This window comes from Salinicoccus albus DSM 19776 (genome assembly GCF_000385175.1).
Classification (GTDB): domain Bacteria; phylum Bacillota; class Bacilli; order Staphylococcales; family Salinicoccaceae; genus Salinicoccus; species Salinicoccus albus.
The window spans coordinates 72,680-92,158 of record NZ_ARQJ01000029.1 but is presented as its reverse complement, the minus strand read 5'-3'; the positions used below and the strand labels follow the sequence as shown (position 1 = coordinate 92,158).

The 19,479-nt window shown below is 48.9% G+C and carries 14 protein-coding genes and 1 other annotated feature; all 14 genes read left to right on the top strand.

From position 1 onward, the window contains the following. Positions 1 to 13 precede the first annotated feature (13 nt). The 14 genes from G343_RS0108965 (at position 14) to G343_RS0108900 (ending at position 19,442) form a co-directional block, all read left to right on the top strand. Positions 14 to 1,258: a Glu/Leu/Phe/Val family dehydrogenase gene (locus G343_RS0108965; protein WP_020007803.1), complete on the top strand. Its 1,245-nt coding sequence runs from the start codon at positions 14 to 16 to the stop codon at positions 1,256 to 1,258. Positions 1,259 to 1,470: 212 nt separating this feature from the next. Further along, positions 1,471 to 2,715: a Glu/Leu/Phe/Val family dehydrogenase gene (locus G343_RS0108960; protein WP_020007802.1), complete on the top strand. Its 1,245-nt coding sequence runs from the start codon at positions 1,471 to 1,473 to the stop codon at positions 2,713 to 2,715. A gap of 92 nt (positions 2,716 to 2,807) precedes the next feature. After that, positions 2,808 to 3,051 (top strand) — a binding site (T-box leader). 267 nt (positions 3,052 to 3,318) lie between these two features. After that, positions 3,319 to 4,407, top strand: a complete 1,089-nt coding sequence (gene trpD, locus G343_RS14500; protein ID WP_020007801.1) for an anthranilate phosphoribosyltransferase — start codon at positions 3,319 to 3,321, stop codon at positions 4,405 to 4,407. Then, complete coding sequence (gene trpC, locus G343_RS0108950; RefSeq protein ID WP_020007800.1) at positions 4,404 to 5,180, top strand: indole-3-glycerol phosphate synthase TrpC; 777 nt, start codon at positions 4,404 to 4,406, stop codon at positions 5,178 to 5,180. Before trpD ends, trpC begins: the two co-directional genes overlap by 4 nt. Beyond that, the gene (locus G343_RS0108945) at positions 5,170 to 5,808 is read left to right on the top strand and encodes a phosphoribosylanthranilate isomerase (protein WP_020007799.1); all 639 of its coding nucleotides are present in this window, start codon (positions 5,170 to 5,172) and stop codon (positions 5,806 to 5,808) included. The genes trpC and G343_RS0108945 overlap by 11 nt, the downstream gene beginning before the upstream one ends. Then, complete coding sequence (gene trpB, locus G343_RS0108940; RefSeq protein WP_020007798.1) at positions 5,780 to 6,991, top strand: tryptophan synthase subunit beta; 1,212 nt, start codon at positions 5,780 to 5,782, stop codon at positions 6,989 to 6,991. Before G343_RS0108945 ends, trpB begins: the two co-directional genes overlap by 29 nt. Next, positions 6,984 to 7,769: a tryptophan synthase subunit alpha gene (gene trpA, locus G343_RS0108935; protein WP_020007797.1), complete on the top strand. Its 786-nt coding sequence runs from the start codon at positions 6,984 to 6,986 to the stop codon at positions 7,767 to 7,769. Before trpB ends, trpA begins: the two co-directional genes overlap by 8 nt. 74 nt (positions 7,770 to 7,843) lie before the next feature. Further along, entirely contained in the window at positions 7,844 to 9,160 is a 1,317-nt protein-coding gene (locus G343_RS0108930) for a glucose-6-phosphate isomerase (RefSeq protein WP_020007796.1), read from the top strand. Between the two features lie 79 nt (positions 9,161 to 9,239). Continuing rightward, the gene (locus tag G343_RS0108925; protein WP_026366337.1) at positions 9,240 to 9,848 is read left to right on the top strand and encodes a TVP38/TMEM64 family protein; all 609 of its coding nucleotides are present in this window, start codon (positions 9,240 to 9,242) and stop codon (positions 9,846 to 9,848) included. A 12-nt stretch (positions 9,849 to 9,860) separates the two neighbouring features. After that, on the top strand, positions 9,861 to 10,394 hold the full coding sequence (gene lepB / locus G343_RS0108920) for a signal peptidase I (RefSeq protein ID WP_020007794.1): 534 nt from the start codon (positions 9,861 to 9,863) through the stop codon (positions 10,392 to 10,394). A 58-nt stretch (positions 10,395 to 10,452) separates the two neighbouring features. Further along, positions 10,453 to 13,968 (top strand): PD-(D/E)XK nuclease family protein, encoded by a 3,516-nt coding sequence (locus tag G343_RS0108915; protein ID WP_020007793.1) that lies wholly within the window; start codon positions 10,453 to 10,455, stop codon positions 13,966 to 13,968. Then, positions 13,949 to 17,395, top strand: a complete 3,447-nt coding sequence (addA, locus tag G343_RS0108910) for a helicase-exonuclease AddAB subunit AddA (protein WP_020007792.1) — start codon at positions 13,949 to 13,951, stop codon at positions 17,393 to 17,395. The genes G343_RS0108915 and addA overlap by 20 nt, the downstream gene beginning before the upstream one ends. After that, entirely contained in the window at positions 17,385 to 18,488 is a 1,104-nt protein-coding gene (locus G343_RS0108905; RefSeq protein WP_020007791.1) for a DUF418 domain-containing protein, read from the top strand. Before addA ends, G343_RS0108905 begins: the two co-directional genes overlap by 11 nt. 51 nt (positions 18,489 to 18,539) lie before the next feature. Then, positions 18,540 to 19,442 carry a fumarylacetoacetate hydrolase family protein gene (locus G343_RS0108900; RefSeq protein WP_020007790.1) on the top strand — a complete coding sequence of 301 codons (903 nt, stop codon included), beginning with the start codon at positions 18,540 to 18,542 and terminating at the stop codon, positions 19,440 to 19,442. The last annotated feature ends 37 nt before the right edge of the window (positions 19,443 to 19,479 follow it).

Here is a 19,479-nt window from a genome sequence, read left to right as displayed (position 1 = left end):
AGGCGGATAAAAAATGTCAGAGAAATCAAATCTTATAACATCTACACAGTCCATTATTCACGAAGCCCTGGACAAGCTGGGCTTTGATGAGGGTATGTATGAACTCGTCAAAGAACCGATGCGGCTGCTTACTGTCCGCATTCCGGTACGGATGGATGACGGCTCTGTAAAAGTGTTCACAGGCTATCGTGCACAGCACAGTGATGCTGTCGGACCAACGAAGGGCGGTGTGCGTTTCCATCCGGATGTAAACGAAGATGAGGTCATCGCACTCTCCATGTGGATGACACTGAAGGCAGGTATCGTGGATCTGCCGTATGGCGGCGGTAAAGGCGGAATTGTCTGTGACCCCCGCGAAATGAGCATTGAGGAAGTTGAACGGCTGAGCCGCGGTTATGTCCGGGCAATCTCCCAGATTGTCGGCCCGACCAAAGATATCCCGGCACCGGACGTATTTACAAATTCCCAGATCATGGCCTGGATGATGGATGAATACAGCATCATTGACGAATTCAACTCTCCGGGATTCATTACCGGCAAGCCGCTTGTGCTTGGCGGTTCACAGGGCCGTGACCGGGCGACAGCGATTGGTGTGGTACTATGTCTTGAACAGGCGATGGAAAAACGCGGCATGAAGATGGAAGATGTCAGGATCGTCATCCAGGGGTTCGGCAATGCAGGGAGTTTCCTCTCCAAGATACTGTTCGACAGAGGTGCGAAAATCGTTGGCATCTCAGATGCCAACGGGGCCCTTCATGATCCGGATGGTCTGGATATCGATTATCTGCTGGATCGCCGTGACAGTTTCGGCATGGTTACAAATCTTTTTGATGACGTCATTCCAAACCCTGAACTTTTCGAAATAGACTGTGACATCCTGATCCCTGCAGCCATCGCCAACCAGATTACAGAAGAGAACGCTCATGATATTAAAGCGGATATCATCTGTGAGGCTGCAAACGGTCCAACGACAAAAGAAGCGACCACAATCCTGACGGAGAATGAAAAACTCATCGTGCCTGATGTGCTTGCGTCTGCCGGCGGTGTCACTGTATCCTACTTTGAATGGGTGCAGAACAACCAGGGATACTACTGGGATGAAGATGAAGTGAATGAAAAACTTGAACATAAACTTAAAAAGTCCTTTAACGAAATTTATGACCTGCATGAAAACCGCGGTATAGACATGCGTCTGGCAGCCTATATCGTTGGTATTAAACGCACAGCTGAAGCAGCAAGGTACAGAGGCTGGGCGTAATATCGATATGTTTCAATGACCGGGCTCCATCTATTGGCCCGGTCTTTTTTAATGACCCATTCCGGGATGCCGGGAGAATGACAGACCAATTTGACACTTGATAAACCGGCTGAAATATAATAACATGAATATTTAAATTGTATGAATAATGGGACTTATTTTATCCTGTCCGATAAAAGTTACTACAAAACCAAAGAAAAAGGTGAACAGCTATGGCGAGATCTTCCAACCTTATTACATCAACCCAGTCGGTAATCCAGGAAGCGCTGGATATGCTCGGGTATGATGAGGACATGTATGACTTGATAAAAGAGCCGGAGCGTCTGTTGAAAGTCCGGATACCAATTAATATGGATGATGGTTCGGTGAAGGTTTTTACCGGATTCCGTGCGCAGCACAGTGATGCTGCCGGCCCGACTAAAGGCGGCATCCGCTTCCATCCGGATGTGACAGAGGATGAGGTCATTGCTTTATCCATGTGGATGACGCTGAAGGCAGGTATCGTCGGCCTGCCCTACGGCGGCGGTAAGGGCGGTGTTGTCTGTAATCCCAAAGAGCTCAGCGAGAGGGAACTTGAAGCCATCGCGAGAGGTTATGTCCGTGCAGTGAGTCAGATTGTCGGTCCGACGAAGGATATCCCGGCGCCTGATGTGTACACGAACGCCCAGGTGATGGCCTGGATGATGGATGAATATAGTGTGAAACATGCGAAAAACCCGCTGGAATTTGTCACCGGTAAACCGCTGCAGCTCGGCGGTTCCAAAGGCCGCGATACAGCAACGGCGATGGGGGCGGTCATCTGTGTGGAACGGGCGCTTGAAAAACGCGGCATCAACATGGCAGATGCCCGGGTCGTCGTGCAAGGGTTCGGCAATGCCGGCAGTTTCATCTCTAAATTACTCTCTGACAGAGGTGCAAAAATCGTAGGCGTATCGCGTTCTACACGTGCGCTGTACAGTGCTGAGGGGATCGATATTGACTACGTCATTGAAAATAAGGATAAAGAGGATGTTGCTGAAACCCTCGATCTTGAAGTGCTGTCAAATGAAGCACTGCTTGAGGTAGATTGCGAGGTTCTTATCCCCGCTGCACTCGCCAATCAGATTACAGAAGAAAACGCCCTCAATATCAAAGCAGATATCATCTGTGAGGCAGCGAACGGCCCGACGACGCAGGCGGCCACGAAAATCCTCACAGACGGCGGCAGTCTGATCATCCCGGATGTGCTTGCATCCTCCGGCGGCGTAACTGTATCCTACTTCGAATGGGTCCAGAATAAACAGGGGGACTACTGGGACGATGATGAAATTCAGGTACTCCTTGAGAGAAAACTGCAGCAATCTTTCGACGCGGTATATGATCTGCATGAAACGCGGCGGGTGGATATGCGTCTGGCCGGATATGTCGTCGGTATCAAGCGTACCGCAGAAGCGATCAGATACCGGCACTGGGCGTAACATGACAGAGTAATTTAAATTTACTGAACAAATTTAAATTACTACTTGCATTATCTCTTTTTGTGTTTTAATATGAAAAGCAATCATTCAAATAGACTTGATTGGGGAAGAAGAGTAGCTGATTGCTCTGTTGCAGAGAGCCGGTGGATGGTGCAAACCGGTACAGTGTATGAGTGAATGGGCTTCCTGATAACCAGCAGCTGAAAAATTTTTGAAATTAAGCTCTGGCGTATATCCCGCGTTATTGGGAATGCATGATTCAGAGAAGATCATGACCAGAGCGGACCGGTGATTGACCGGTCAATAAAGGTGGTACCACGGCTCCCCGTCCTTTTTTATAAGAGACAGGGGAGCTTTTTTATTTAAAAATATATTGATACGCATTTCAGAACAAGTAAGGCAGTGCAGGCATGGAACAGAGAGTCGGGATGGTGGAAACCGATACATGCACACCGCCTGAATGGGACTGAAAAATCATGCGTCAGGCAGCCGCACTTTACGTGGCGGAGCGAATGCTGGGCACTTGCTGTCAGCATTAATACGAGGTGGCACCGCGGTGAAATCGTCCTCCACAGACAAATCGTCTGTGGAGGTTTTTTATATTTGAAAGGAGAATGTGAAGTGACTACAGAGCAGGCAGTTAAAACTGAGACAAAAGCAGGCAGTTTAAAAACGCATCTTAACAAATTATCCGAAAGGAAAGACCTGACGTTTGATGAAATGGCGGAGGCCATGCAGATCATACTCAATGAAACACTCAGTGACAGCGAAGTCGCCGCCTTCTTGATGGCATTAAAGGCAAAGGGAGAGACGGTGGATGAAATTGCATCACTGGTCGAAGTGCTGCGGGACAACGCCATGCCATTGAAGCGGTCGATGGATAATGTCATGGATAACTGCGGTACAGGCGGAGACGGTTCACACAGCTTCAATATCTCCACAGTGTCAGCATTTGTGCTGGCAGGCGCCGGCGTGACAGTCGCAAAGCATGGTAACAGAAGTGTGACGAGCCGGACAGGCAGCTCGGATGTGCTGGCGGAACTTGGCGTGTCACTGGATTTTGATGCGGACGACAACGCACGGCTGCTCAAGGACAACAACATCACGTTCCTGTTTGCACCGCATGTGCATCCCAAACTAAAACAGATCATGAAAGTCAGGCAGGACCTGAAAGTGCCGACGATCTTCAATCTCATCGGCCCGCTGATCAATCCCGTCAAGCTGGAGCAGCAGTTTTTGGGTACTTATAACAGGGAGCAACTGGTGATGATGGCGACAGTGCTCAAACGGCTGGGCAGGAAAAGAGCCGTTGTCATCAACGGGGCGGGATACATGGATGAAGCATCTCTCGCCGGTGAAAATTACTTTGCGTTATTGGAAGGAGGGGCGATCTACGAGGAAAAGTTCACACCGGAGTCCGTCGGTTTGAAATCATACCCGCTTGAGGCAATCGCCGGCGGCGACAGCAGCACCAACGCGGAAATATTAAGGAATGTGCTTGAGGGGGACGCCGCGCCGGCCCAAAGGGATACCGTCCTCCTGAATGCGGGCATCGGTTTGTACGCAGCCGGCAGATCGGATTCCATCGAAGCAGGCATCTTCATGGCAAAAGAATCCATCTCTTCGGGCCGGGCACTTCAAAAACTGGAGCATCTGATCAAGTATTCCAACAAGAGAGGGGGGCAGGCATGAGTACTATTTTAGATGACATCATCGCACAGAAAGAAATTGAACTGGAAACATTATCTCAAACCCCCGTCGTATTCGGCCGGCAGCCAGTATCGTTTATCGAACGGCTGCATGATTCAGATACGCCGGCAGTCATTGCCGAAGTCAAACGGAAATCGCCGTCAAAGGGTGATATTGACCCGGGCATCGTGCCCTCAGAACAGGCCGCTTTATATGCTTCAAGCGGCGCCGATGCTGTCTCTGTATTGACCGATCAGAAATTTTTCAGCGGCACCATGGAAGATTTGGCAAAAGTAAAACGAACGGTGGATATACCAGTGCTCAATAAGGATTTCATCATCGATGAAAGGCAGATCAGCCAAGCCTACATCAATGGCGCGGATGTGATTTTGCTGATTGTTGCGGCCCTCAGTGATGAGGCGCTCGCACGATTGCACAGATACGCCCGTTCACTGAATCTTGAAGTGCTGGTGGAAGTCCATGACGAAGCAGAAATGGCTCGGGCGCTTGAAATAAAGCCGGCGCTTGTCGGTATTAATAATCGTGATTTGAAGACGTTTACAGTGGATATTTCAAACACTGAGAAATTGCTTGGGAAGTATGCGCATGCCGGTCCGGTTTTTATCGCAGAGAGCGGCATCAGAACAAGGCAGGATTCAGCACGGATGGCGCAGGCAGGGGCGCAGGCGCTGCTGGTCGGAGAAACGTTGATGATGTCAGAAGATCCGGGCGATAAGATTCGGGAACTCAAGGGGGGAGGATTAGATGAAAGTTAAGATTTGCGGTATCCAGTCCATCCAGGCGGCACAAGCCGCAGAGGAGAATGGTGCGGACATGGTCGGTTTCATGTTTGCTGACAGCAGCAGAAAAATCACACCTGAAACAGCTGAAGCGATCACAGATGCGCTGGGCTCAGGAATACAAAAGACAGGCGTATTTGTCAATACCGGGCTCTCGGAGATAAACCGCACGATCGATCAGGCGGGTCTGGACTATGTTCAACTCCACGGTGATGAAAGCCCTGCCTTTGCCCGGGCTGTAAATTCAAAGGTGATCAAGGCGTTTTCAATCGATGAGGGGCCCACTTTCAAAGAAATGTTTGAATATCCGGCAGATTTTATACTGCTGGACTCGCGTACGGAAACCAAGCGGGGCGGCACCGGCAGAAAGTTCGATTGGTCGAAGGCTGTCAATACCGATATAGACAGACGCAGGCTGATTTTAGCCGGCGGGCTCAACGCCGGTAATATCAATCAGGCAGAAATGGAAGTGGCGCCGTTTATGATCGACTTATCCAGTGGTGCAGAAACGAACGGTGTCAAAGACAGGAATAAGATTGCAGAAATCATGCAGATTGCCAAAGGAGTGGTGATGAATGGAAAAGACATACCAGCAGCCAGATAACAATGGACATTATGGGGAGTATGGCGGCAGATACGTGCCGGAAACACTGATGGGTGCGGTGAAGGAGCTGGAAGCAGCGTATGACAGCGCAAAAGCGGATCAGGAATTTCAGAATGAGCTGGATTATTATCTGAAGGAATATATCGGACGGGAGACGCCGCTCTATTATGCGGAGCATCTCTCCAGGCAGGCCGGCGGTGCAAAGATATATCTGAAGCGGGAGGATTTGAACCATACGGGCGCACATAAGATCAATAATACAATCGGGCAGGCGCTGCTCGCTAAACGTATGGGCAAGAAGAAAATCGTTGCCGAAACCGGCGCGGGGCAGCACGGTGTGGCCAGTGCCACTGTATGTGCCCTGCTCGGGCTTGAATGCATCGTGTTTATGGGCAAAGAAGATGTCAGGCGTCAGGCGCTGAATGTATTCCGTATGGAGCTTCTCGGGACCAAAGTAGAAAGCGTCGACCAGGGGCGCGGTACATTGAAGGATGCAGTAAATGAAGCACTGCGCTACTGGGTAGCGAATGTGGAGGATACCCATTATATTATTGGTTCTGCGCTTGGGCCGCATCCGTTCCCCCGGCTGGTCAGGGATTTTCAGTCTGTCATCGGCAGGGAAACGAAACAGCAGATGCTGGATATTGAAGGGCGCCTGCCGGATGCAGTCGTCGCCTGTATCGGCGGGGGCAGCAATGCCATTGGCATGTTCCATCCATTCGTAAATGAAACATCAGTACGGATGTATGGTGTTGAAGCTTCCGGACTGGGTATCGATACAAATGACAATGCCGCTTCACTGACCAATGGGCATACCGGCATTCTGCACGGTGCCAAAATGCATCTGCTGCAGGATGAAGCGGGCCAGATTCAGGACGCCCATTCCATTTCAGCCGGGCTGGATTATCCTGGCATCGGGCCGGAACACAGCCACCTTAAAGACATAAGAAGGGCTGAGTATGTCCACATCAGTGATGATGAAGCGGTTGAAGCCTTTCAGGTACTGTCCCGGACAGAAGGGATCATACCTGCACTCGAGAGTGCGCATGCTGTATCCTATGCACTCGGGATCGCATCTCAAATGAATCATGATGAAATCATCGTCGTCAATCTTTCCGGCCGGGGAGATAAGGATGTTGCAGAAATTAAGGAACGATTGAAAGGGGAGGATCCGGATGAGTAAATTTCTTATAGACCAGACGTTTGAATCACTCAGAGAGAATGATGATAAAGCGTTCATTGCCTATATCATGGCCGGGGATGGCGGGCTTGACCAATTGAAGGACCAGATCCTGACACTTGAAGATTCAGGGGTGTCCATTGTTGAACTCGGCATTCCGTTTTCAGATCCTGTGGCGGACGGACCGGCCATTCAAAATGCCGGCCGGCGCGCACTGGATCGATATGTAACGCTTGAGGCCGTGTTGAAGACGCTGAAGGAAATCAAAGCTGAAATCAGCATTCCTGTCGTCATCATGTCGTACGCGAATCCAATTTTGAGGCTCGGCCGGGAAAAATTTGCTGCCATGGCGCATGACGGCGGTGCTGCAGGTGTCATTGTCCCTGATGTGCCGTTTGAGGAAGAACCTGAGTTCGGCGCTCCGCTGGCCAAATATGACATTGCCATGATCCGTTTCATTACACTGACAAGCAGTGAAGAAAGAATCAGGGAAATCGCGGACGGCGCAGAAGGTTTCATATATGCCGTGACAGTCAATGGTACCACAGGCGTGCGGGATGATTTCGGCAAAAGTCTGTATGACCACCTGGACAGGGTGAGGCAGATCAGTGATACGCCGGTATGTGCCGGCTTCGGCATCAGTACAGGCGCACAGGCGGAAGCACTCGGCACTCATTCGGACGGTGTGATCGTCGGTTCTAAAATCGTCAGCTTGCTCCATGAAGGCAGGACAGAGGAAATCAAAGAGATCATACCAGATAAAAAGCATCAAAAAATATAAATATGAAAACAGTTGATTCTCCGTATCCGTTCAGCCTACAATAAAGGAAACGGATAAACGATTTGGAGGATACCATGACACATATTAAATTTGATTACAGCAGCGCTTCACCTTTCTTGAGCGAAGGGGAAATGGACCGTTTCAAACCATTCATCGGAACGGTGCATGACATGATTCACGACAAAACGGGCAGCGGCAGCCTGGGCTGGGTAGATCTGCCTGAGAATTATGATCAAGAGGAATTCACCCGCATCCAAACATCTGCAGCGCAGATCAAACGGGATTCGGATGTGCTTGTTGTCATCGGTATCGGCGGTTCATACCTGGGTGCGAAAGCAGCAATTGAGATGCTGTCACCGACGTTCGAATCTGATGGTCCGCAGATTATTTTTGCCGGCCATCATCTGTCTGCCCATTATATGAATGAGTTAAAGTGGTATTTGGCGGATAAGGACTTTTCTATCAACGTCATCAGCAAATCCGGTACAACGATGGAACCGGCCATTGCCTTCAGGGTGTTTAAAAAGCTCCTCGAGGAAAAGTATGATGCCCCGGCCGGACGCATCTATGTGACCACGGACCGCGAAAAAGGGGCTTTGAACGCCCTGGCTAAAGAACAGGGCTATGATATGTTTGTTGTACCGGACGATGTCGGCGGCCGCTATTCGGTGCTTACAGCAGTTGGTCTTTTGCCGATTGCTGCAGCCGGGATCGATATTTCCGCCATGATGGACGGGGCGGCCGCAAGCATGTACGAACTGTCCGCCCCGTCCATGGAAGCGAATCCCGCATACCGGTACGCGGTTGTCCGCAACGCCCTGCACAGAAAAGGCTATGACGTCGAAATGCTGGTGAACTACGACGAGCGGCTCAGTTATTTCGGTGAATGGTGGAAGCAGCTTTACGGTGAAAGTGAAGGCAAGGACCACAAAGGCATCCTGCCGCACAGTGCAAACTTTACTACGGACCTGCATTCCCTCGGACAGTATATTCAGGACGGCAGAAGAAATCTGATGGAAACAGTCATTGATATAGAAACTCCGTTGAGCGACATTACCATTGACGCTGATGATGCTGATCCCGATGGCTTGAACTACCTGGCCGGTACGACTGTGGACGAGGTCAACCGCCAGGCGATGACGGGCACGATGCTCGCCCATGCTGACGGCGGGGTGCCCAACATGGTTGTACGGATTCCCCGTCTGGACAGTTATACTTTCGGCTGCCTGGTATACTTCTTTGAAATGGCCTGTGCCATGAGCGGCTATCTGCTCGGTGTCAACCCGTTCAACCAGCCGGGAGTTGAAGCTTATAAGAAAAACATGTTTGCCCTTTTAGGTAAACCCGGATATGAAGATCTGCGGAAGCAATTGAATGACAGAATGGATTAAAAATTATATAATTGTATTGAAGTTAGCGGCTATATTACAGAGGTAATATAGCCTTTGTTAGATGGGTGAGGTTTTTGATGTGGAATGGTTAAGGCAGTTATATGAAATGCTGACGACCCAGGAAGGGCTTGAGCAGCTGTTTTCACAAGTGGAGCAGATCGGTGTGATTGTCGGTTTCCTGCTTGTGGTCCTGGAGTCGTTATTGCCGTTTTTGCCGCTGTTTCTGTTTGTGATCGTCAATATTAACTCGTATGGGCTGATACTGGGGTTTCTGGCAAGTTATTCGGGCACTGTACTCGGAAGTTATATCGTCTTTCTGGCGGTCAGGTATTTCCTGCGGGCACCGTCACAACGGTATATCGCCAGGCATGAACGGTTGCAGAAGATGCTTTCATTTATAGACAGGAGGGGGTTCTCCTTCCTCTTTATACTGTTATGCCTTCCTTTTACACCCTCTGCAGTGATAAATGTGATTGCTGCTTTATCTAATATGAAAAAAATCGTATACTTGTATATATTGATTGCGGCAAAAGCGATTATGATTATGTCGATGTCACTGGTTGGCAATGATGTCACATCGTTTTTCACTTCACCGCTGCAGCTGACACTATCGATTATAGTATTGGTGCTACTTTATTTATTCTCCAAATGGTACCAGAACTATATCAAAAGAAAAATGGATGATTAAGGGTGTGACATTTTGAAAAAAGAGATCAGAGAATGGATCATAGCGATCGCTGTTGCTGTAGTACTGATATTGGTTATCCGAACCTTCCTGTTCGTTTCCTACACAGTCGACGGTCTCAGCATGGATCCGACATTCGAAGACGGAGACAGGGTCGTTGTAAATAAATTCATATATAATTTTACGGATTATGATACCGGAGACGTCATCGTCTTCAATTCAGAAGAAGGGCCGGCATATGTTAAACGTGTCATCGGCACGCCGGGGGATACGGTAAGGATGGATGATAAGCAGGTCTATGTAAACGATGAGGCGATTGATGAGGACTACCTCGTTCACACACAAGATTCCTATATGGACAATTTCACACTGCAAGAACTGGGTGTAGAAGGCGGTACGATTCCTGAGGACCATATTCTTGTGCTCGGGGATAACCGGCCGGTCAGCCGGGATTCCAGAGACTTCGGGCTGGTGGATAATTCTCAGGTGGTCGGTGAAGTGCAGCTGAGATTCTGGCCGCTCAACGAAATATCAATCGGTTTTAACTGATGAAAACAACAGACACCCGCCGTTAAGGGTGTCTGTTCTAATCTGAAGGAGTGGGAACATGTCGATTAAAATCTGGACAGGTATCAGCGGTGCGGGCAAGACGAAGCAAATGTTCGATGAAATTGATGAAGAGACTGCACATTCGCCGCTTGGCCCGGGGATATATATCATAACACCGACGCAGAATACGCTCCGCTATGAAAATATCATTACCAACCGCGGCGGGACAGAAGGCAGGACAGGCAGTCTGCGTGCCGGCGTCTTCAGCTTCGCGAGGTTCATCTGGCATGTGTTCAATGAAACCGGACATCAGACACGCGATGCATTATCTGAAAGCGGCCATATCATGATGCTCCACAAAATGATGACTGAGATGAAAACGGAGTTGAAGTTTTATAAGGACAGTGCCCAGTACATAAGGTTTTCAAATAAGGTGCTCGATATGCTGAAGGAATTCAATGCCTACCGGGTCGCCCCGGAGGACTTGAACAGGATAGAGAGTGATTCCGGCAGGATGCAGGATAAATTCAGCGATCTGCACAGCATCTACGGGCAGTGGCTGAAGCGCACAGACGCGCTTCAGATTGAAGCGCTGGATCTGACTGATCAGTTCATCAGCCTGCTGTACTCCGATGCTGTGATTCACGGGCTGGAAGATGCCGTCATCTATATCGACGGCTTCCATAATTTTACTGAAAGTGAGTACGCGATGATACAGGCCTTAGCCACCCGGGTAAAAACAATTAACATACTGCTCACCCATCAGGGGGAGAATAAACAGCTCTTCAGAAAAACGGATACAGTCATTGAGCGGCTCAGGTTTTACATGGGGGATGCGTCTCTTGATTTCCTCCATTTTGGCAGGGCGTTTAAGCGTTCTGAAAAACGCGGCCTGATTCAGCTGGAGCAGCATTTTGCCATGTATGAAAAGATGTTCGATTATGATGGGGTAACCATCACAGAAGCGCCAAATGTACTTGAAGAGGTCACTGAAGTGGCCCGGGAAATTGAACGCATTGTGTTCGACGGGGAAGGTTATTACAAGGATATCGGCATACTGTACCGGGATGAATCCTATGAACCGGTGCTCGATTCTGTGTTCAGACGGTTTAACATCTCCTGGCATGTCGACAGAAAGGTGCCGATGTATGCCCATCCGTTCATCCAGTTCATCATGGCGCTCCTTGAGTGCTATATAAAAAATTATGAATTCAGCGCCTTTATGAACGTCCTGAAGACCGGCTATCTCAGTGAATCTGCCGACCGTATCTACATCGACCAGCTTGAAAATTTCGCGCTGGAACGCGGTCTGTCCGGGCCTTCGCTTTTTGACGACGACAAATTCAAGTATATCAGTGTGCCGGATAATGACGGCGGTCTGAGCGTCGAGGACAAGAGTGAATATTATCAGGAGATGATCGATTTCAAGAATGAAGTGCTTGGCAAGCTGAAACGCCTCTATGATGAACTCGGGCAGGATCTGAGTGTCAGGGATTATATCGGGCGTATCTACAATTTCATCATTGACGAAGGGATTGCGGAGAAAATTGAAGATGAAATGAATGATCTTGACGCCCGCAAGGAGATCCAGAAACGGGATGAAACCGAACAGGCATTTAACATGTTCATCAGGCTGCTTGATGACGCGTACATGGTGTTTGATGACGCGGCAGTATCTTTTGAAGTCTTCTACGAAACGTTTCTCGACGGTTTGAAAAATGCAGAGTTCAGCCTCCTGCCATCGACGATTGACCAGGTCATGGCAGGGTCCTTGGACCTCTCCAAAGTGGAAAACAAAAAATACATCTTCATGATCGGTGTCAATCGGGACGTGCTGCCGAAGGACTCAGGCAACGGCGAATTGGTTTCAGATGAAGAAAAGGCACTGTTTGACGAAGCGGGTATAGAGCTGTCGCCCAGCTCAAAAACACTCGGCCAGGATGAACGATTCGTCTTCTACCTGGGGATTACGCGGGCAACCGATCGTTTATATCTGAGTTTCTCCAGCACGAAATCCAACGGGGAGACGACTAAAATGAGCCCATTTTTAGCAGAAATCCTGCCTGAAGATGAGACGCGGGTGCTAAATTATGAATACCGGCGTACGAGCGAATACAGCCGCTTTAATCCGGGGCTTCTGATATCCTCTGCCAAAAGCATGGAACCGCTGATGCATCTGAAAATGAGGGAAATGCTGGCTTCCCCGGCCGACGATGCAGAAACATTCCTGGCCCTCCCGGAATACCGGCCCTGGGTGGAAGCCTATCATCTGCTGATGAAATACAGCTGGTATGACATCTATCCGAGATTAAAACGCAACCTGACCTATGATAACCGGGCGGCCGATATCACGCAGGAAACGGCGGAATTGCTTTATGGCGATGAGATGACAGCCAGCGTTTCCCGCTTTGAAACATTCCACAGGTGCCAGTTTCAGCATTTTGCTGCCTACGGATTGAAGTTGAAAATCAGGAAACCCTACCAGGTTGCCCCGCTTGAGCTGGGCAACCTGTATCACGAAGTATTGTATGATACCGTCAAATCGCTCAGGTTTACGCTGGCACATAACGAAGCGGTTATCCGCAGACAGGTTTCCAAATCGATCGATACGTTCGCAGCCGCCATCCAGTTCGGCATATTCGATTACACCGGATACTATCAGTCGTTGAAAAAGCGTGCCGAAGATGCCATTGTGCGTCTGATACTGTTCATGAAAGAGATTGAAACGCTCGGGCAATATAAGATCGCCGATGCGGAACTGTCATTCGGTTTTACGCATAGCCCGATCGATGAAGTGACACTGGAAAGTGACGCCGGCCGTAAAATTCATTTGAGAGGGAAAATTGACCGGATCGATATGTATGAAACAGATGCAGGGGCCTATGTCAATCTGATCGATTATAAATCGAGTACACGATCCATTTCCAAAGAAGGCATACTCAACGGGCTCGAATTACAGATGATGACCTACATGTATGTGCTCGTGCAAAAAGGGCCAAGCTATTTCGGTAAGGGGAAAATCATGCCGAACAGCATGCTGTTTTTCCCGGTCAGAGACCCGCTGGTGTCATTTAAGACAGAGGCCTCCCCGGAAGCGCTTGAAAAAGAACAGAAAAAGAAGATGAAGCCGGATGGTGTGTTCATCAATGAAGCCCCGGATTATGATACGGTGCTGAATGAGGCTTCAATAGGTATCAGCGGCATGCTGTCAAGTTTGGAAACGTTTCAGGAATACGGCACATATTATCCCATCACAGTTTCCAGGAAAGATAGGATCAACGCGTCGACAAAGGGCAGATATTTCAGCCCGATGCTGTTTGAACATTACGCCGAATACATCATGTCCCTGTACAGGGAGACGACAGATCGTATATATGCCGGGGAAGTGCTGGCATCACCAATGACCATGGACAGGAATAACAAACATCTGGCATGCGAGTTGTGTGATTTTAAATCTGTCTGTCATATCGACCCGCTCATGAACAGACAGGATATCAGGACAAATGAAGTGGACGATGAAGTGATCCGCGAATTTGAAAGTGAGGTGGAAACGGATGGCAGAGTGGACAGATAAACAGCTTGAAGCCATAGAGTACGGGGGCTCCGACGTGCTGGTTGCAGCAGCGGCAGGCAGCGGTAAAACGACCGTGCTTGTGGAGCGGATCATCCGCAGGATACTTGACGGCCGGTATTCAATCGATGAAATTCTCGTTGCGACATTTACCAATATGAGTGCGAGGGATATGAAGGACAAGGTTGAAAAGGCGTTGCGGACCGCTTATCTCAAAGAGCGGGATCCAAAAATATATGAGGAATCACTAAAACTCAAAGACGCACATATTTCAACGCTGCACAGCTTTTGTCTGCATCTGATCCAGATGCATTATAACGTCATTGGATTATCACCGGATATGCGGACGCTGGGGGACATTGAAACGAAAATCAGGCTGGAGCATGTCATTTCAAACACCCTTGAGAAATATTATAAAGCCGGAGAACCGGACTTCAATAACCTTGCGATGATGCTGTCTTCTGATAAGAGCAACGACGGGCTGCACAATACGCTGCGGGACGTTTACTACACAGCGACGGCAAGCCCGTCACCTTTTGAATATCTGGAGCAGCATCGCGATCAGTATATCGATGACAATCGGCTGGAAAATATTCTGGATGCGCACAATCACAATCTGCAGCTGAAATTTGAAGCGCTGCGCCAGGATCTGTCGCTGCTCAAGAAGCACTATCATACAGTGACCCATGAATCGATTAAGGAAGCCCAGGTGAGGGATGCATTCGACGCACTGGAGGGGGTGATCCAGGATGTGGAACGGGCCGCCTCAAAAATTAAGCAAGGCACACCGGCTGAACTGCCGGCGCTTGCCTTAAAGGATGGGCGCACCGCCTTTTTCCGGAAAATTACGGATGAAGATGAGAAGCACGCGTTAAAGACGGTGCATGACCGGGTGAAAAAGCGCTACAACGAGATAAAGGATCAGCCCGTCTATGACTCAGAACGGGTGAAATCGGAACTCGGACCGATGAACGGCCTGGTCAACACACTGATTGATATCTCAGAGGAAATCCTCATGACTTTCAGAAAGCAGAAGGTGAGCCGCAATGAAATGGATTTCTCGGATTACGAACATTTTGCCCTGCAGATTTTAAATGCCGATGACGGCGCCATCAGAGCGCTTTACCGCAATCAGTTCAAGGAGATCATGGTCGATGAGTATCAGGACATCAACCGGGTGCAGGAAGCGATCATCCAGGCATTGAAATCAGGCGATGAAGCAGATGGCAATCTGTTCATGGTAGGGGATGTGAAGCAGTCCATCTATAAATTCCGGCAGGCGGACCCCTCATTATTCATTGACAAATCAGAGCGGTTTAAAGGGGAATACGCCGGCCGTCTCATCAGCCTGAACCATAACTTCCGCTCCCGCGGTGAAGTGCTGGACCTGACGAACGGTGTGTTCGGTAAAATCATGGACAAAGAGGTCGGGGAAATCTCCTATGATGAGACGCATACGCTGGTGCAGGGGAATTATCTGGATGCGCAGGCCCTGCCTTCTGAGGCACATATCATCGAGCATAAGGATGATTTGGGTGATGATGCAGAGATTCACCATATCATTGATGTCGTCAAAAACCTCATTGCAGAGGGCGCCGAGTATCGGGATATCGTCATTTTGACAAGGAATACGCGGGACAATGATTCCTACCGGAAGATACTCGGTGAAGCCGAAATACCGGTATTTGTGAATAACCGTTCCGGATATCTGGATACGCTTGAAATCAGAACGATGATCAGCATCCTTTCTGTCATTGACAATCCGTTGCAGGATGATCATCTGGCGGGCATGATGCGTCTGCCGATGTTTGGTTTTACCGAAGACGAGATTGCCCGGGTGCGGGCATCCTCAGATGCGGACTATATGTATGAAGCACTGACAGCCTACGCCGGTCCGGCGGTGGTGATGAAGAAAATCGAAGAATTCGAAGATGCGCTCCGGACGCTGCAGGAATACGCCAGATACATGAGTGTCCCGGAGCTGATCGATGAAATTTATCTGGAGTTCAGCATTCTCGAGTATTTTGCCGGTTTGAAGGGCGGGATCGCCAGACGGGCAAATTTGAATGGTTTTATCGAAAAGGCGCGGGAATTTGAGCGGATGTCGCACTTGTCCCTCTACGAATTTATCAGCTACATTCACAGGATGATTGATGACGGTCAGGATTTTGGTGAGGAAAACACTGTCTCGCCGGATGATGATACGCTGCGCGTCTTGACGATCCATTCTTCTAAAGGTCTGGAATTCAAATATGTCATCTATGCCGGCCTGTACCGTCAGCTTAACATGAAGGATGTATCGAAGAAAGTCATGGTGCATCCTGAGGTGGGCATTGCATTCAAACGCTTCATGCCGGAGGAACTGGCAATACTGCCGAGCATCCATTCGGAGGTGGTCAGCAAAGATGTGCTGCGCGAGCAGATCAGCGAAGAGATGCGGCTGATGTATGTGGCGATGACGCGCGCCATCGACCAGCTCATCATCCCGCTCGTCTACAAAGGGGAATATAGTGAGAAATACACCTATACGCCCGGCGTCATCAATGCGGATGACAGGCTTGGCATCAGTACGATACAGGACCTGATCGCTCCGATTTTTGTCAATGAGCCGATGGACGCTCTCCGGGTGGAATATCCGCAGAAGGCAGAGGAAAGTGCCGGGGAAATGAACCATTATGTGGATCTCAGTGATATAGAATCGGTGAAGGTGCCGCACAGCGAGCGTCTGAGAGAGCGTTTATTCTATAAATATCCCCATCAGGATGAGACGGAGACCGTCTTTAAGGAGTCGGTAACTGAAATCAAGCGGAAAAATGAAACACCGCCCGAAGACAGCCGCATTATCAGGCATGACCGTACGCCAAATTTAAGAGTGCCGAATTTCAGAAACAGCGGGGTGGACGCGCCTGTTTTCGGTACGGTCATGCACCAGATGATGATGCATGTGCTGAACCGCTGGGACGAGCTCGAGGGACTGGATGATGCGGGGACGACGGATTATATAGAGCGTCTGGTGACCTCCCGCACGGCAGAAGATCCATTGATTACAGAGGCACACCAGGAAAAGATGATGTCAAACATTCACCGTTTCCTCTCGGACCGGATAATGCTTCAACTGCTGCACAATCAGCGGTCCATCCATACGGAAATTCCGTTTATCATGAATCAGAAAGCGATCGGTTACTCATCCTATGACGACCAGATGGTACAGGGCATTATGGATGCACTGCTGGAATTCAATGACGGATACGTCATTCTGGACTACAAGACAGACCGGGTCACAGACACCGGCTTGACAAAAGCGGATCTGCTCGGGCGCTACAGGACACAGATGGAAATATACAAACGTTCGGCAATGCAGGCGCTGGGCAAAGATGTTACTGTATATCTGTATTTCTTTGATTATGGAGCGATAAAAATTGAAAACTGATGCTCAAAACATTCGATTCATGCTGGGGATCTCTTTGCTGGCTGTACTTTTCATGAACGGCCTCTATTATATGATGCCCTATTCAGTCATCAACCCGTATGAATATTTCAGCGGCAATGAACTGGGTTCATTTCAGGTTCTGAACATATTCATCGGGGGCACTGTTATGCCGCTTGTGGCATTGACCGCTGGTTATATGCTGGATCATCACAGGCATCTGGGCATCGTGCGTCTGGGGAAAGTTCATGTACTCCTGCTGATACTGGGGACGATGCAGACGGTTTTTATCTTTGCATTCGACCTTTTGCCCGGTCTCGTATTGATGGGACTCGTGGCACTGCCGTTTTTATGGACCAAATCTTTCGTCGCATTGATATCGGCAGTCATTCTGTTCGGTTTCCATCTGACTGTCACCGTAGCTTCAGGCTATTTTTCCAACGCTGGCGGCCCCACTGATGTCATTTATTCTGCCGTCCAGGAAATGAATGAATATTCAAGTATATTCAAAGGGATGGATTACTTTGCGATCATCGGCCTGAATATCGAAATCTTCACCCAGGATTTGATCAGCCGTATCTATGAACTCATATTTACGGTACTGCCGTTCATACTGGCGGGTATCGCTGTGTCCAAATTCAACATCGCCGAGGTCATGCGTGAAAGTCAGATTCTCACCCTTATCCTTTTCATGGCACTCACAGGCAGCGGTATTACTTTGAAACTCGTGCAGGTTTTGACGCTCGGTTCATTTCTCGGCACACTGATTGCAGATAACTTCGGCGGTATGATGCTTACTTTCGGCTATTTCGTCCTGCTTCTGTTTTTGACGATGATTTTGCCGCAGCGTGTCCGCCGTGTATTCGAAGTACCGGGTGAAAAAATAATTACAATATACATCATTGCCAACATCATTCTGTTCCTGGTGTTTTATGGTATCGGCTTTGGGCTATATGGTGAAGTAAGTGTAGGCATCATGGTGATGATTACACTGTCCGTCTATATTTTCCTGCTCTTGCTGTCACATTTGATGAGGCGGTTAAACATAACGGGTATTGAGCATTTGTTTACAAAAGATTCAGATAATGATGCATAAAAAGATAGACAGTCTGTTATAATAAATAAAAAGATAAAAGGAGCGTAACCCATGAAATTTTTGACATTTGATTATGGAGATCAGACTTATTACGGGGTTAAAGTAAAGCGTGAAGAAAGTGCATGGATTCTGACAAAACTTTTCGAGGATTTTGATGAAGATGCGAATTATCCGAAATCACTGCTCGAGGGTATCCAAGAATATAACACACTGGATTTCCAGGAGATCGTGAGAAAACTGGTGGAGAAAGCTGATGCCTCCGGGGAGGCGGATAAGTATAAGGCGCCATTTACAGAAATAAGGTTCAGAGCACCTGTGACGCCGCCGAATAACCTCATTGCATTTGGACGCAACTATAAGGCGCATGCCGAAGAGCTCAATAATAAGGTGCAGAGTCTCTACGTGTTTACTAAAGCGGCCACCAGCCTCGTCGGTGATGAAGAAACGATTCCGAACCATCAGGATATTACGGAACAACTGGATTATGAAGGTGAGCTGGGTGTGGTGATCGGCAAGCGTGCAGAAAAGATTGACAGCTCAATGGCACTCGATTATATATATGGATACACAATCATCAATGATATTACAGCGCGCGACATCCAGAAGAGACATATGCAGGCGTTCCTGTCCAAAAGTCTGAAAGGCGGCAGCCCGATGGGTCCGTTCATTGTGACCAAGGATGAGCTGCCGAATCCTAAAGAAACATCAATTGTCACAAAAGTAAACGGGGAAATCCGCCAGGACGGTACAACTGCGGATATGGTGCTGCAGCTGGATGAACTGATTGCGGAAGTTTCCCAGTACGTTACGCTTGAACCGGGTGATGTTATTGCAACGGGCACTCCGAGCGGTGTCGGTGCAGGGATGGAGCCGCCCGCGTTTCTTCAGCCGGGCGATGAAGTGCGCATTTCGATTAACGGCATCGGCACATTAACGACATATATTGCCCGTTAAAAATTCACTGTAATATGTTAAAATGAAAAGTGATTCA